The 13,905-nt window shown below is 62.5% G+C and carries 14 protein-coding genes; 6 read left to right on the forward strand and 8 right to left on the reverse strand.

Annotated elements, in window-relative coordinates:
- Positions 1–113: 113 nt before the first annotated feature.
- From NLY42_RS22380 to NLY42_RS22395, 4 genes are all read left to right on the forward strand, one after another.
- The gene (locus NLY42_RS22380) at positions 114–578 is read left to right on the forward strand and encodes a RidA family protein (protein ID WP_023693441.1); all 465 of its coding nucleotides are present in this window, start codon (positions 114–116) and stop codon (positions 576–578) included.
- 14 nt (positions 579–592) lie between these two features.
- A complete protein-coding gene (locus tag NLY42_RS22385) occupies positions 593–1,321 on the forward strand; it encodes a glycerophosphodiester phosphodiesterase (protein ID WP_023754873.1) in 729 nt (242 codons plus the stop codon).
- A 55-nt stretch (positions 1,322–1,376) separates the two neighbouring features.
- The gene (locus tag NLY42_RS22390) at positions 1,377–2,591 is read left to right on the forward strand and encodes a GNAT family N-acetyltransferase (RefSeq protein WP_023754874.1); all 1,215 of its coding nucleotides are present in this window, start codon (positions 1,377–1,379) and stop codon (positions 2,589–2,591) included.
- 95 nt (positions 2,592–2,686) lie between these two features.
- Positions 2,687–3,115 carry an HIT family protein gene (locus NLY42_RS22395; RefSeq protein ID WP_023754875.1) on the forward strand — a complete coding sequence of 143 codons (429 nt, stop codon included), beginning with the start codon at positions 2,687–2,689 and terminating at the stop codon, positions 3,113–3,115.
- A 364-nt stretch (positions 3,116–3,479) separates the two neighbouring features.
- Here the strand turns inward: NLY42_RS22395 and clpA are convergent, their stop codons facing one another.
- The 3 genes from clpA to NLY42_RS22410 all read right to left on the reverse strand — a co-directional run bounded on the left by clpA (position 3,480) and on the right by NLY42_RS22410 (position 6,909).
- Entirely contained in the window at positions 3,480–5,969 is a 2,490-nt protein-coding gene (clpA, locus tag NLY42_RS22400; protein ID WP_023754876.1) for an ATP-dependent Clp protease ATP-binding subunit ClpA, read from the reverse strand.
- Between the two features lie 6 nt (positions 5,970–5,975).
- Positions 5,976–6,302 carry an ATP-dependent Clp protease adapter ClpS gene (gene clpS, locus NLY42_RS22405; RefSeq protein ID WP_023754877.1) on the reverse strand — a complete coding sequence of 109 codons (327 nt, stop codon included), beginning with the start codon at positions 6,300–6,302 and terminating at the stop codon, positions 5,976–5,978.
- A 277-nt stretch (positions 6,303–6,579) separates the two neighbouring features.
- Complete coding sequence (locus NLY42_RS22410; RefSeq protein WP_023671011.1) at positions 6,580–6,909, reverse strand: phasin family protein; 330 nt, start codon at positions 6,907–6,909, stop codon at positions 6,580–6,582.
- Between the two features lie 339 nt (positions 6,910–7,248).
- On the opposite strand from NLY42_RS22410, the gene NLY42_RS22415 reads away from it, so the two are divergent.
- Positions 7,249–8,643: an SPOR domain-containing protein gene (locus tag NLY42_RS22415; protein WP_460221999.1), complete on the forward strand. Its 1,395-nt coding sequence runs from the start codon at positions 7,249–7,251 to the stop codon at positions 8,641–8,643.
- A 46-nt stretch (positions 8,644–8,689) separates the two neighbouring features.
- Here NLY42_RS22415 and NLY42_RS22420 read toward each other — a convergent pair whose 3' ends face one another.
- The 4 genes from NLY42_RS22420 to NLY42_RS22435 form a co-directional block, all read right to left on the reverse strand.
- Positions 8,690–9,388: a DnaJ domain-containing protein gene (locus NLY42_RS22420; RefSeq protein ID WP_023730128.1), complete on the reverse strand. Its 699-nt coding sequence runs from the start codon at positions 9,386–9,388 to the stop codon at positions 8,690–8,692.
- Positions 9,388–10,119, reverse strand: a complete 732-nt coding sequence (locus tag NLY42_RS22425; protein ID WP_023754879.1) for a hypothetical protein — start codon at positions 10,117–10,119, stop codon at positions 9,388–9,390. The genes NLY42_RS22420 and NLY42_RS22425 overlap by 1 nt, the downstream gene beginning before the upstream one ends.
- A gap of 103 nt (positions 10,120–10,222) precedes the next feature.
- A complete protein-coding gene (locus tag NLY42_RS22430) occupies positions 10,223–10,660 on the reverse strand; it encodes a DUF1489 family protein (protein WP_023754880.1) in 438 nt (145 codons plus the stop codon).
- 78 nt (positions 10,661–10,738) lie between these two features.
- Positions 10,739–12,142: an L-serine ammonia-lyase gene (locus NLY42_RS22435; protein WP_023671005.1), complete on the reverse strand. Its 1,404-nt coding sequence runs from the start codon at positions 12,140–12,142 to the stop codon at positions 10,739–10,741.
- Between the two features lie 271 nt (positions 12,143–12,413).
- Here NLY42_RS22435 and NLY42_RS22440 point away from each other — a divergent pair, with 271 nt between their 5' ends.
- Positions 12,414–13,157: a DUF599 domain-containing protein gene (locus tag NLY42_RS22440; RefSeq protein WP_023671004.1), complete on the forward strand. Its 744-nt coding sequence runs from the start codon at positions 12,414–12,416 to the stop codon at positions 13,155–13,157.
- Here the strand turns inward: NLY42_RS22440 and NLY42_RS22445 are convergent.
- Positions 13,106–13,903, reverse strand: coding sequence for a YdcF family protein (locus tag NLY42_RS22445; RefSeq protein ID WP_023754881.1), 798 nt, complete (start codon positions 13,901–13,903; stop codon positions 13,106–13,108). The genes NLY42_RS22440 and NLY42_RS22445 overlap by 52 nt on opposite strands.
- Positions 13,904–13,905 lie beyond the last annotated feature (2 nt).

A 13,905-nucleotide genomic window follows, 5' to 3' on the forward strand; every position in this document is an offset into this window, starting at 1 on the left:
TGGCAGGCCGCAGGTAAGGATGGTCCAGCTTAAAAAAAGTCGTGGCGGAAGCGAGGCAAAAATAGCAATTTCGGCCCGGCCAGCGCGGCGTCTCCAAGCAATAGGGAAATACGATGAGTGAAACAATCGAAAAGCGGCTAAGCGATCTCGGCGTGACGATACCTGCCGCCGCAGCGCCCGCCGCGAACTATGTGCCCTATTGCAGGTCCGGCAATCTTTTGTTCACCGCCGGGCAGTTGCCGCTCAAGGACGGCAAGCTGCAGGCAAGCGGCCTGCTCGGCCGCGACGTCGACACGGCAACCGGCAAGGAAGGCGCAAAGTACTGTGCAATCAACATCTTGGCGCAGGCAAAAGCAGCACTTGGCGATCTCGAAAAAATCCAGCGGCTGGTCAAGATCACCGTCTTTGTTGCATCAGTGCCGGATTTCGTCGAGCAGCATCTGGTCGCCAATGGCGCCTCCGATTTCCTGGTCGCGGCCCTTGGCGAGCGCGGCAAGCATGCCCGCTCCGCCGTCGGCACCGCCTGTCTGCCGCTTAATGCCGCAGTGGAAATCGAAGCCGTCTTCGAGGTCGCATGAGCAGGACCAAGACAATGACCGACCTTTCCTGGCTGACCGCCCGCCCGGTGGCGCATCGCGGCTTTCACGACATGAACAAGACGCGCTGGGAAAACACGCTGTCGGCCTTCGCTGCTGCCGCCGAGCGCGGCTATGCGATCGAATGCGACGTGCATTTGTCGTCCGACCGCGTCCCCGTCATCATTCATGACGGCGATCTCAGTCGGTTGACCGGCCAGGACGGCTTCGTCTGGCAGCGCACGGCAGCGGAACTGGCGGCGCTCAGGATCGGCGGCACCAAGGACCATGTGCCGACACTTCAGGAGGTGCTCGACCTGGTCGACGGCCGCGTGCCTTTGGTGGTCGAATTGAAGGGTGTGCCCGGCTACGACGAGGGCCTGGTGGCGAGCGTCGGCAAGATGCTGGAGCGCTACACGGGCAAGGCGGCGATCATGTCGTTCGACCACTGGCTGGTCCGCGATTTCCCCAGGGATGCGCCAGGAATTCCGGGCGGGCTCACGGCCTATGGCCAGGACAACCAGTTGATCGAGGCGCATTTCGCCATGCTGGCGCATGACCTCGCCTTCACCTCCTATGCCGCGGGCGATCTGCCGAACCCGTTCGTCAGCTTCGTGCGCGAAAGGCTTAAAATGCCTGTCATCACCTGGACGGTGCATGACCAGCCGGCGGTGGATCTCACCTTCAAATACGCCGACCAGATGACGTTCGAAGGGTTCGAACCCGATCTGGTCAATGTCGCCTGATGGAAGTGCCTGAAACGTGACTTGTAGCGGCCCCGACAGAGCTTAAATAAGCCCCATGGATCAGGGTGATGAAGGTGACGGGCAAACGGCGAATGCGGAGTTTTCCATCCGCGTTGCCGCCGGCATCAATGCCTTCACCTGCGACGAGTGGAACGGCTTTACCGGCACAACCCGCAGCGACACAGAAAATGGCTATAACCCTCTCGTTTCATATGCTTTTCTGAGCGCGCTTGAAGATTCCGGCTGCGCTGTGCGGCGTACCGGCTGGCAAGGTCATCATCTCAGACTGGAAAATGCCCAAGGCAGATTGCTGGGCGCCGTGCCCTGCTATCTCAAATCGCACAGCCAGGGCGAATATGTCTTCGACCACGGCTGGTCCGATGCGTTCGAACGCGCCGGCGGCAACTACTATCCGAAACTGCAATGCGCCGTGCCGTTCTCTCCGGTCACCGGCCCTCGCCTGCTGGTCAGCAAAGGCGAGGACAGCGCCATTGTGAAGGCCGGTCTCGCAGCGGGCCTGAAGGCGGTGACGGAAAAGCTCGGCGTGTCGTCCGCGCATGTCACCTTCGCCAGTGAAAGCGACGTTGCAACGCTGGAAGCAGCCGGCTTCCTGCACCGCACCGACCAGCAGTTCCACTTCTTCAACGAAGGCTTTTCGACCTATGACGATTTCCTCGCTACGCTGGCATCGCGCAAGCGCAAGGCGATGAAGAAGGAGCGGCGCGAGGCGCTCGCCAACGATATCTCGATCGACCGGCTGACCGGCAAGGACCTGACCGAAGGGGCCTGGGACGATTTCTTCGCCTTCTATATGGACACCGGCAGCCGCAAATGGGGCCGGCCTTATCTCAACCGCAAGTTCTTCTCGCTGATCGGCGAGCGCATGTCCCAGGATATCCTGTTGGTAATGGCCAAGCGCAATGGCCGCTATGTCGCCGGCGCCATCAACTTCATCGGCTCCGATGCGCTCTACGGCCGCAATTGGGGCTGCATCGAGGACCACCCGTTCCTGCATTTCGAAGTTTGCTACCATCAGGCCATCGACTTCGCCATCGAGCGTAAGCTGAAGGTGGTCGAGGCCGGCGCGCAGGGTGAGCACAAGCTGGCGCGCGGCTATCGTCCCGTGACCATGCATTCGGCGCACTACATCGCACATCCCGGCCTGCGCAATGCTGTGGCCGATTATCTCCGGCGTGAGCGGCGCGAGGTCAAGCGGATGGGCGAAATTCTGGAAGAGCATACGCCGTTCCGCAAGGATCTTGAGGAATAGCGATCCGCCCTGCCCTCGCCTGTCGATATCGCCGGACCATCTTGCCGGTCCGGGACAGCTTCGCTACACCGGGAGCATACTCCCGGAGCGCCGCCATGACCGAGGCTTACGACCCCAGCAATATCTTCGCGAAGATCCTGCGCGGCGAAATCCCGTCGCACCGCGTCTACGAGGATGATGCCGTGGTCGCCTTCATGGATGTGATGCCGCAAGGCCCCGGTCACACGCTGGTGGTGCCCAAAGCACCGTCGCGCAATCTGCTCGATGCCGATCCGGCGACGCTCGGCCGGCTGTTCACCACGGTCCAGAAGGTGGCGCTGGCGGTCAAAAAGGCTTTCGGCGCTGACGGGGTCACCATCCTGCAGTTCAACGAACCGGCGTCTGGCCAGACCGTCTACCACCTGCATGTCCATGTCATCCCGCGGTTCGAAGGCATCGCGCTCAAGCCGCATACGGGACAGATGGAGAAGCCCGAACTGCTGACTGAGAACGCGGCCAGGATCCGGGCAGCGCTGAACGGTTGAGGTGGCGTGCGCCTCAAGGCGATGAGCTCAGCCACAATCCATTACGTCGGTTAGGGAAATATCAAACCACCCGTGATAACGCGCGCCGTACCGGGATGCGTTTGGGTTTTCAAAATCGTGGAACATTCGGTTGCGACATCAGAGCCGTTGGTAGAAGCAGCTGCCGCGCCGTGGATGGCTATGCGAGCGTTCTGATTTCGATCGCCATCTGGAAGGCGTGCGGGTACTTCCTGGGCAAGTTTGCACCCGAGGGCGTCGCCGCCTGACCTAACAACATCTGCCCTGAAAGCAGGGGCGCTGTGTCGGCAAACCGGCCAGCCAATGAAAAAAGGGCCCGTCACCGGGCCCTTCATAGGCGAACCTTTCAGCTCTTGCGCGGCAGTTGCGGCACCAGGCTGCGCTTGCCGCCATCCTTGCCCTTGGGCTCAGGCTCGTCCTTGCCCTTGGGCTGAGGCTTCTGCGCCACCGCCTTCTTGGCGACGGGCTTCTTGGCCACCGCCTTGCGGGCTTTCGGCGTCTCTTCCGGCTCCTGCTTCGGCTGCACCGGGGCTTCGTCGGCCAGTGATTCGAGCTTCAGGCCGGTTTCGCCGGTTTCCTTCTTCTCGACGGTGACGCGCACCGTGCCGCCCTTCTTGAGCTTGCCGAACAGCACCTCGTCGGCCAACGGCTTCTTGATGTGCTCCTGGATGACCCGGCCGAGCGGCCGCGCACCCATGCGTTCATCGTAGCCCTTGTCGGCCAGCCAGGCGATCGCGTCCGGCGACAGGTCGAAGGTGACGCCCCGCTCGGAGAGCTGGGCCTCGAGCTGCATGACGAACTTCTGCACCACCTGATGGATGACCGGCACCGGCAGCGAGCCGAACGGGATGATCGCATCGAGACGGTTGCGGAACTCCGGCGTGAACAACCGGTTGATGGCCTCGACATCGTCGCCTTCGCGCTTGGTCGATCCGAAACCGATCGCCGCGCGCTGCGCATCGGATGCGCCCGCATTGGTGGTCATGATAAGGATGACATTGCGGAAGTCGATCTGCTTGCCGTTGTGGTCGGTCAGCTTGCCGTGGTCCATGACCTGCAACAGGATGTTGAACAGGTCCGGATGCGCCTTCTCGACTTCATCCAGCAAGAGCACGCAGTGCGGATGCTGGTCGACGCCGTCGGTCAACAAGCCGCCTTGGTCGAAACCGACATAGCCGGGAGGCGCGCCGATCAGCCGCGAAACGGTGTGGCGTTCCATATATTCCGACATGTCGAAGCGGATCAGCTCGACGCCGAGCGAGGCAGCCAACTGCTTGGCGACTTCGGTCTTGCCGACGCCGGTCGGGCCTGAGAACAGGTAGGAGCCGATCGGCTTTTCCGGTTCGCGCAGGCCGGCACGCGCCAGCTTGATTGCCGAGGTCAGCGCGGTGATGGCGGTGTCTTGGCCATAGACGACGCGCTTCAGCTCGATGTCGAGGCCTTGCAGCACCTTCTCGTCGTCGGCCGAAACCGTCTTCGGCGGGATGCGGGCCATCGTGGCGATAGTGGCTTCGATCTCCTTGATGCCGATCGTCTTCTTGCGCTTGGCTTCCGGCACCAGCATCTGCGAGGCGCCGGTCTCGTCGATCACATCGATCGCCTTGTCCGGCAGCTTGCGGTCGTTGATGTAGCGGGCCGACAGTTCCACCGAAGCCTTGATCGCCTCGTTGGTGAACTTCACCTTGTGGAATTCCTCATAATAGGGCTTGAGGCCCTTCATGATCTCGATGGCGTCCTCGATGGTCGGCTCGTTGACGTCGATCTTCTGGAAGCGCCGCACCAGAGCGCGGTCCTTCTCGAAGAACTGGCGGAATTCCTTGTAAGTGGTCGAGCCGATGCAGCGGATGGCACCCGAAGACAGCGCCGGCTTCAACAGGTTCGACGCATCCATCGCGCCGCCTGACGTGGCGCCGGCCCCGATCACCGTGTGGATCTCGTCGATGAACAGCACGGCGCCGGGATAATCCTCTAGCTCCTTGACAACCTGCTTCAGCCGCTCTTCGAAATCGCCACGGTAGCGGGTGCCGGCCAGAAGCGTGCCCATGTCGAGCGCGAAGATGGTGGCGTCCTGCAGCACTTCGGGCACGTCGCCTTCGACGATGCGCTTGGCCAGACCTTCGGCAATCGCCGTTTTCCCGACGCCGGGATCGCCGACATAGAGCGGGTTGTTCTTAGAGCGGCGGCACAGCACCTGGATGGTGCGGTTGATTTCGCTCTCGCGGCCGATCAGCGGATCGATCTTGCCGGCCTTGGCCTTGTTGTTGAGGTTGACGCAATAAGCCGTCAGCGCATCCTGCTGCTGCTTCTTCTTGCCGCCTTCCTCCTGCGGCTCGGCGCCGTTCTGGCCGCCCTGCTCGTCATCGGCGCCGCGCGGCGAGCGCGTCTCCGATGCGCCGGGGCGCTTGGCGATGCCGTGCGAGATGTAGTTGACCGCGTCGTAGCGGGTCATCTGCTGTTCCTGCAGGAAATAAGCGGCATGGCTCTCGCGCTCGGCAAAGATGGCGACGAGCACGTTGGCGCCGGACACTTCCTCGCGGCCGGATGACTGCACATGGATCACGGCGCGCTGGATGACGCGCTGGAAGCCGGCGGTCGGCTTGGAATCCTCATCGTAACCGGTGACCAGATTGTCGAGTTCGGTGTCGATATAGGTCAGAACGGTGTGCTTCAGCTCGTCGAGATCGACGTTGCAGGCGCGCATAACGGCGGCCGCCTCGGTGTCGTCGATGAGGGCGAGCAGCAGATGTTCTAGGGTTGCATATTCATGGTGCCGCTCATTGGCGAGCGTCAGCGCCTGGTGAAGCGCCTTTTCCAGGCCTTGGGAGAAAGCCGGCATGTTACCTCACTTCTTCTCCATCACGCATTGCAGCGGATGCTGATTATGTCGGGCGAAATCCATGACCTGAGACACTTTGGTCTCGGCCACCTCGAATGTATAGACCCCGCACTCGCCCACCCCATGATTGTGAACATGAAGCATGATGCGTGTGGCGGCTTCGCGGTCCTTTTGAAAAAAACGCTCCAGGACGTGAACCACGAACTCCATGGGCGTATAGTCGTCGTTGAGGATGAGGACCCTGTAAAGGCTGGGCTTCTTGGTCTTGGTCTTCGTGCGCGTAATGACGGCTGTGCCGCGACCGGCCTCATTGCCGTCGCCGTCACTTTGCATCCGCACCACGCTTGTCGTGGCAGTCAAACCTGAAGTCACGTAATCCTGCCTCTTTCGAATCCCCATGGCGAGTTCGATATGTAGGTGTTCGATGGACGATTTTAAGCCCTTCTTGTTAGCTGACAATATGGCTAGGTGGGCAAACCGAGGCGATTTTCAAAATCGTGAACCGCCAAAGCCCCGGAATTGAAACCGGCATGAAAAAACCCGGCCGCGCATCCGCGACCGGGTCTGTTCTGCAAGCCCGAAAGGCCGTGCCTGGTATTCTCGAGCGAAATTACTTCGCCTTGGCGACAATCGATTCGAAGGGCTTGTAAGCCTCCTTGGCGAGATCGGCATAGAGATCGCCGAACTTGGTCGCCTCGGCAACGAAGCTCTCATAGCTCTGCTTGGCGAAGTCGGACTGGATCTCGACCGCCTTTTCCAGCGACTTGGCGGAGAACAGCTTTTCGACCGCGGCGCTGCCGGCTTCGAAGCTCTTCTTGGTGTATTCGCCAGCTTCAGTGGCGATCGCCTGCGCGCCCTTGGAGAGCGAGGTGAAGCTCTTCAATCCGGTATCGGCAAACTCCTTGCCGTATTTCGAGAAGTCCTCGTAGGTCTGGGTCATTTGACGTTTCCCTTGGCGTTTTGAAGCGCCCTTGCCTGAGCGCGGTTGTGCAATGCACGAGAATACATTGTGCGCTGCACAAAAGTCAAGATTTCAGGGCATCAGGCCGCGCTGCGCCGGCAACAGCTCAAATTCGAATAAAGAAAGGCTCAAGCCCGAGGAAAATGGTGAACGCGCCGGTTACCATAAACGGATTGGTAACGCTGGCCGCGATAGTTTGACGACAAGTGAGGTCGGATCCCTTTGCCGCCTCCATGGCAATGAGTTTCAAAGGAACTATCAGTGCGTCAGGCGTTGTCGGTCTTCGGTTCAAAATCCGCATCTTCCCTCAAAACGATCATGATCCTCGCTTTGGCGATGTCATTTGTCGTTGCGGATGCCGCGTCCTCGATGGCCGCCAGGTCTTCGGCGATCGTCGTCGACGCCAAGACCGGCAAGGTGCTTTATTCGTCCGATGCCAACGGCCGGCGCTACCCGGCGTCGCTGACCAAGATGATGACGCTCTATCTGACCTTCGAGGCCATGGCGAAGGGCCGGATCAGCAGGAACACGCCCGTGCCGTTCTCGGCCAAAGCGGCGGCCGAACCGCCGACCAAGCTCGGCGTCAAGGCGGGCGGAGCGGTTTCGGTCGAGACCGCCATCCTGTCGATGGTGACCAAGTCGGCCAATGATTCGGCGACCGCGCTCGGCGAACTGCTCGGCGGCAGCGAAAGCAATTTCGCCCGCATGATGACCGCCAAGGCGCGCGCGCTCGGCATGGACGGCACCGTGTTTCGCAATGCCAACGGCCTGCCCGATCCCGGCCAGTTCACAACCGCCCACGACATGGCGATGCTCGGCATAGCGCTCAGGGAACATTATCCGCAGTATTACGGCTATTTCTCGCAGCGCTCCTTCCTTTACGGCCGCCAGCGCATCAATGGCCACAACCGTCTGCTCGGCCGTATCAAGGGCGTCGACGGCATCAAGACCGGCTATACCCGCGCCTCCGGCTTCAACCTCGTCTCGTCGGTTTCGGACGGCAACCGCCGCCTCGTCGCCGTCGTCATGGGCGGCACTTCGGGGCGCAGCCGCGACAACCAGATGGCCGGCCTGATCAACGCCTACATGCCGCGCGCATCGACCCGCGGCGGCGGCGCCCTGGTCGCCAAGGCCGGCGGTGACAATCCGGTCAAGGCGCTGGCCAAGGTCTTCCTGCCCAAGCATGACGCGCCGACGCCGGATGGCAAGCCGATCGTTGAAGACGATCCCGTAGCGTCCAATGACGATCCGACATCCGCTGACGAGCAGTCTGCTGAAGGCCAGTCTGCCGACGAACAGACGGTGGCCGCGGTCGAAGAGCCCGCCCCCGTCGTCAAGACCAGGAAGGTCAAGACCGTCATCGTGACGGCGCCGAAGGTCGAAACTGCGCAGATTGTGGCTGCCTATGCCGAACCCACGCCTGTATCCCCACAGGCGGTCGACCCGGTCAACACGGCCTCGGTGCCGGCTGGTTGGGCGGTGCAGGTGGCGTCGTCGCCCAAGCAGTCCGAAGCCCAGGCTTTCCTCGACAAGACCGCCAAGCTGGCGCCCAAGGTTCTTGGGGCTGCTTCCGGTTTCACCGTCGCCTTCGAAAAGGATGGCGAGACCTATTACCGCGCCCGGTTCGGCGGCTTCCGCTCGAAGGACGCGGCCTGGAATGCCTGCAATGCCCTGAAGAAAAAGAAAATCGCCTGCTACGCCGTCCAACAGTAGGGCGGCGTCGGAACCATCTCCCGGAAATTTACTGCGTCGAAGGAGACTAGTTGTGATTGGAGAGCAAGACGTCCTTGGCTTCGTTGATCCGCGCCGCCAGGAAAGACGTGCCGCCGATGTCGGGGTGCAGGCGCTGCATCAGGCGGCGGTGCGCCTTGCGGACATCCGCCGCGGCGGCCCCCGCTTCAAGACCAAGGATCTTGTAGGCCTCCTCCTTAGTCATGGCGCCCGCACCTGGCGCAACACCCAGCCCTTCGCCACCGTTCGCCTCAGCGTCGTTGCGCCAGACGGGAAAACGGCCGTCAAGATACGTCTCTAGGAGCTGGCGGCTCTCCGGGTCGCCGGGGAGTTCGCGGTAAAGCTGCTGCAGTTCGGCCAGGCCCATCGCGCCCAGCATCTTGCCTTCATGGCGGCCGGCCAGAACCAGGCCTTCAAGCCCGCCCGTATCGTGATCAAGCTCCATTTCCAGTGCGGCGGTCCGCACCGTCGAGCGCTTGCCGGGCGCCGGCCCGACCGACGGCCGCTTCATTCGCATCGAACCGTACCAGGCAAGGGCCGCGGCCAGAATGAGGCCGGCAATGCCTTCGCGCCCGACCACCAGCACGGCGAGCCCGACCAGCGCCAGAAGCACCGGCCCGAGCGTGCGCATGCCGCTTGCCAGTTTTTGCGCATCGGCGCGGACAAAGATCGTCGCCGCGCCGAGCAGCACCAGAAACAGTGCAACAAGTGCAATGATAGCGCCCATCAATTCCCGCCGCCCCTGAGATGCTCGATCAGCAGCCGGTCTCCCGGCCTGTCCCTTGCCTCGAGCGCCTTCAATCCACCCGTCGCATAGACGGCGACCGCCGAAAGCAGCCCGGCCAAGGTCGCGGCAGCCCGCCGATCAAATCGGAACCAAGCCCCTTTGGACAGCCGCGCAATCTCCTTGAACGCCTTTTCTGCGCCGGGATCATGGCCTTCCTGGAAGACGAAGACGGGAACGCCGTGCAGACCGAGGCTGCCGGCCTTCTGCGCCAGGTCGTCGATATCCTCTTCCATGGCGTCGCCGATATAGACCAGAGCATTGACCTTGGCCGCCGCCGTTTCCCTCAGCGCATGCGCCAGCACCTTGCCGATCTGGGTGTGGCCGGCACGGCAGTCGATCCGCGTCATCAGCTGCTTCAGGGCATTGGTGTCGGCGACAAAAGCCGACGAGCGGCACTCGCCCAACCCGCGAAAATAGGCCAATTGGACACTGAGGGTGCCGGCCTTGCCGACGGCGTCGAACATCTCGCCCTGCAGCTTGGCGGCGACATCCCAGGTCGGCTGGCGGCTCATCGTTGCGTCAAGGGCAAGGATCAGCCGCCCGCAGCCGGTCGCGGACGCGGCAAGCGTCCGGGCCTGACGGATGAAGGCGTCGATCTCGCCGGCATTGGATTGAGGCTTGACCGGCGCAGGATCGGCCCTTGCGGGCACGCGCTGCTTCTTGTCGCTCATAAGAAGCAAGATGTGGCGTTGTCGGCTCCCTTGCAAGTCCAGCCTTGGACAAGATGAAGGGCCAGCGCTCGACGCTCTGGGAGAAGCGGCCGCGCCCTTGGCTCTACAGCAAGCCCAGATCGGCGAGCTCGCGCTTCAGTTTCGGCGGCATCTCGACCATTCCGGCCTTGCCCTTGCCGATATCTGCGGGCGCATCCGAAGGTTTGAGATAACGCCAGCCCTGGAAGGCGCGGCGCGGCTGCCAGTCGGTGCGCACGACATCGAGGTCGAGCATCAGGCGGCAACGGCCGATGCCTTCGTCGTCGGTGAAGGGCCTGATATCAGTGATCAGCTGGCGGCATTGCACGCTGCCCTTGATCACCCAATAAAGCGAACCGCCATCGGTCACCTCGGCGCCGCGCGCCGGCACCATGCGGGTGGTGTGCCAGTGCCCGGCGGGTTCGCCGGCGCGGCGGCGCTCATCGACGCGAAAGGCGATCCATTCTTCGAGGTCCTCGACGCTGTCGCAACCGACGCACAGTTTTAGGAGATTGAGTGCCATCGCTTAAGGTTTAGTCCGGCGCGCGATTGCGTCAACGGCCCTGCCCGACTTCTCCACAGTGCCAGTGGCGTTGCGCGGTCAGCATTCCACGACATTGACGGCGAGCCCGCCAAGGCTGGTTTCCTTGTACTTCTCGTTCATGTCGAGGCCCGTCTGGCGCATTGTTTCGATCGCGGCGTCGAGCGGCACGAAATGGACGCCGTCGCCTTTGATCGCCAGAGAGGCGGCGGTGACCGCCTTGACGGCGCCGAGCGCGTTGCGCTCGATGCAAGGCACTTGGACCAGACCGCCGACTGGATCGCAAGTCATGCCGAGATGATGTTCGAGCGCGATTTCGGCGGCGTTCTCGACCTGCTCGGGCGTGCCGCCCATGACGGCGCAGAGACCCGCGGCAGCCATCGCCGAGGCCGAGCCGACCTCGCCCTGGCAGCCGACTTCGGCGCCGGAGATCGAGGCATTGGTCTTGATGATGCCGCCGACGGCGGCGGCCGTGAGCAGGAAGTCGCGGATGCTCGGCTGGTCAGCCTCGGGGTGGAAATGCAGCCAGTAACGCAGCACCGCCGGCAATGTGCCGGCCGCGCCATTGGTGGGCGCGGTGACGACGCGTCCACCGGCCGCGTTCTCTTCGTTCACCGCCATGGCGTAGATCGACAGCCAGTCATTGGCCAGCAAAGGGTTGGGCTTGTTCTGCTGCCATTGCTCCTGCAGCTTGTCGTGCAGCATGCGGGCACGACGGCGCACTTTCAGCCCGCCCGGCATGATGCCGTCCTGCGACAGGCCGCGGTCGATGCAGCCCTTCATGGCGCCCCAGATCGCATCAAGGCCGCTGTCGAGCTCCTCGCGCGACATATGCGTCTCTTCATTGACGCGCTTCATGTCGGCGATAGACAGGCCGCTTTTGCCTGCCATCTTCAGCATCTCGACGGCGTTCTTGAAGGGATAGGGCACCTTCTTGCCTTCTGTGGTCACCGAGCCCTTGACCTTCATCCGCTGCAGCTCTTCCTCGGACACCACGAAGCCGCCGCCGATGGAATAATAGATGCGCTTGAGCAGCAGCCGGTCGCCGGCATCGTAAGCGTAGAAAGCCATGCCGTTGGCGTGGCCGGTGAGCGGCGTCTTGCGGTCGAGCACCAGATCCGTCGCCGGGTCGAAGCGATAGGAGGGATGGCCGTGTGGCGATATCCGCTTCTCGGCGGCGATGCGCGTGGCGATGCCTTCGGCCTGATCGGGATCGACCGTCTGCGGTGTCAGGCCAGCAAGGCCGAGGACAACGGCGCGATCCGAGCCATGGCCGATACCGGTATAGGCGAGCGAACCGTGCAGGCTGGCGCCCAGACGATCAACTTTCGCGCCGGCCGGGCGCGGCCAGTCGTCTCCGGCGATCTCGTCGAGAAACCGCCGCGCCGCTGTCATCGGTCCCATCGTGTGCGAACTCGACGGTCCGACGCCGATCTTGAACAGGTCGAAAACCGAAAGAAACACGCTGCGCCGTCTCCGGGAATGGGATCAAGACCTACATATAGGACTTTCCATGATGTTTGTGCTGTTTTGCGGATTGCGGCGCTGCACCTGCCGACCTTGTTTGCTCCGGCAGCGACATCACCGGCTGAAAGCGTGTCGCGCTGAAACGGATTCATGCGACGCGCTTTAAGTTCTTGTTTCAATGCATGTCGTTGTCCCAGAACCGCAGCTCACCTCTGGGCGCATGCATTGGAGCATCGAACTGACCGCTTTGCCTGTGGTAAAAGGCGGCATGGGCGATTCCTTCCATCTGTCGACGGCTGATCTGGCGGCGCTGGCTTTCTTCCTGCTCGCATGGTTGCTGCATACGCTGGCGTCCGACGGCAGACTGGTCAGCCGGGTGTCGTTGACGATGGCCATGAACGTGCAGCGCGAGGCCTGGATGCGCACCATGGCCGAGCGCGAAATCCGCATCGTCGACACCGCCATCATGAGCGGCCTGCAGCAAGGCACCGCCTTTTTCGCCTCCAGTTCGCTGATTGCGCTCGGTGGCTGTTTCGCGCTGCTTGGCGCCTCGGATCAGGTCCTTGCCGTGCTGAACGACCTGCCGTTGAACGCGACCTCATCGCGCTCCGCCTTTCAGATCAAGGTCTTTGGCCTGGTGCTGATCCTGGCCTTCGCCTTCTTCAAGTTCGGCTGGGCCTACCGTCTCTTCAACTACTGCACGATCCTGATCGGCGCGGTGCCGATCCCCTATGGCGAGGCGTCACGCAACCCGGTCAGCGAAACGGCGGTGTGGCGCGCGGCGCGCATGAACATGCTGGCCGGCAAGCATTTCAATTCAGGCCTGCGCGCGGTGTTCTTCTCGATCGGCTATCTCGGCTGGTTCGTCGACCCGATCGTGTTCGTGCTGTCGACGCTGCTGCTACTGGCAGTGCTGGTGCGGCGTCAGTTCTTTTCCGCCGCAAGGCAAGCCGTGATCGGTCAGCCGCCCGGGCCGGGGAAAAGCTGGTCGATCCGGCCCGACAGCCAATAGGCGGCGAGCCCGATCCACTCGCGGATCGCCATGGTCGTGGTCTGCAGCGAATCGGGTGCGTTGTCGCGAAACAGGCCAAAGCCTTCCTTGCCCGAGGTGCGATAGTCGACCGGCCACGGGACCGTCTGAAAGCCGGCCTTGTCGAACAGCGCCTTGGCGCGCGGCATGTGGAAGGCGGAGGTCACCAGCAGCCAGGTCTCGCCCGGTTTCGGCGTTACCAGTTCCTTGGTGAAGACGGCATTCTCATAGGTGTTGCGGGATTTGTTCTCGAGCATCAGGCGATCGGCGTCGACGCCAAGCGCACCGAGCAGGCGCGGCGCGGTGGCCGCATCGCCCTCGCCATCGATGAACAGTTCACCGGTGCCGCCGGAGATAACCACTTTCGCCTCGGGAAAGCGCCGGGCAAGGATCGCCGTCTCGACCATGCGGTCGCCGCCGGAATTCAGCTCATAGCCACCGCGCGCCAGATTGATGGCGCCCTCGAAACCGCCGCCGAGCACGACGATGCCGTCGACCTTCTGCGGCAGCGGCGGCTTTGGGAAGCGCTCTTCGAGCGGATTGAGCATCATGGCGCCAAGCGACGTCCAGGCCGACAGCGCCAGAATCAGGAAGGCGAACACACTGCCCGTCGCCGCCAATCGCCGGCGGCCGATCAGCGCCGCGAGCAAGCCGGCAAGCAGCAGGAAGATCGCCAGGTTGAGTGGTTGGACGAAGAACCAGAATATCTTGGAGAGATAGAAGAACATTG

The organism is Mesorhizobium sp. C372A (genome assembly GCF_030323245.1).
GTDB lineage: Bacteria > Pseudomonadota > Alphaproteobacteria > Rhizobiales > Rhizobiaceae > Mesorhizobium.

What these genes read in the sequence shown, in the direction of transcription:
- NLY42_RS22395 (WP_023754875.1), top strand. Translation starts at nt 2,687, where the DNA reads ATGACCGAGGCTTACGACCCCAGCAATATCTTCGCGAAGATCCTGCGC.
- NLY42_RS22440 (WP_023671004.1), top strand. Translation starts at nt 12,414, where the DNA reads ATGGGCGATTCCTTCCATCTGTCGACGGCTGATCTGGCGGCGCTGGCT.
- NLY42_RS22445 (WP_023754881.1), bottom strand. Translation starts at nt 13,903, where the DNA reads ATGTTCTTCTATCTCTCCAAGATATTCTGGTTCTTCGTCCAACCACTC.
- NLY42_RS22425 (WP_023754879.1), bottom strand. Translation starts at nt 10,119, where the DNA reads ATGAGCGACAAGAAGCAGCGCGTGCCCGCAAGGGCCGATCCTGCGCCG.
- NLY42_RS22385 (WP_023754873.1), top strand. Translation starts at nt 593, where the DNA reads ATGACCGACCTTTCCTGGCTGACCGCCCGCCCGGTGGCGCATCGCGGC.
- NLY42_RS22380 (WP_023693441.1), top strand. Translation starts at nt 114, where the DNA reads ATGAGTGAAACAATCGAAAAGCGGCTAAGCGATCTCGGCGTGACGATA.
- NLY42_RS22420 (WP_023730128.1), bottom strand. Translation starts at nt 9,388, where the DNA reads ATGGGCGCTATCATTGCACTTGTTGCACTGTTTCTGGTGCTGCTCGGC.
- NLY42_RS22390 (WP_023754874.1), top strand. Translation starts at nt 1,377, where the DNA reads ATGGATCAGGGTGATGAAGGTGACGGGCAAACGGCGAATGCGGAGTTT.
- clpA (WP_023754876.1), bottom strand. Translation starts at nt 5,969, where the DNA reads ATGCCGGCTTTCTCCCAAGGCCTGGAAAAGGCGCTTCACCAGGCGCTG.
- clpS (WP_023754877.1), bottom strand. Translation starts at nt 6,302, where the DNA reads ATGCAAAGTGACGGCGACGGCAATGAGGCCGGTCGCGGCACAGCCGTC.
- NLY42_RS22410 (WP_023671011.1), bottom strand. Translation starts at nt 6,909, where the DNA reads ATGACCCAGACCTACGAGGACTTCTCGAAATACGGCAAGGAGTTTGCC.
- NLY42_RS22415 (WP_460221999.1), top strand. Translation starts at nt 7,249, where the DNA reads ATGATCCTCGCTTTGGCGATGTCATTTGTCGTTGCGGATGCCGCGTCC.
- NLY42_RS22430 (WP_023754880.1), bottom strand. Translation starts at nt 10,660, where the DNA reads ATGGCACTCAATCTCCTAAAACTGTGCGTCGGTTGCGACAGCGTCGAG.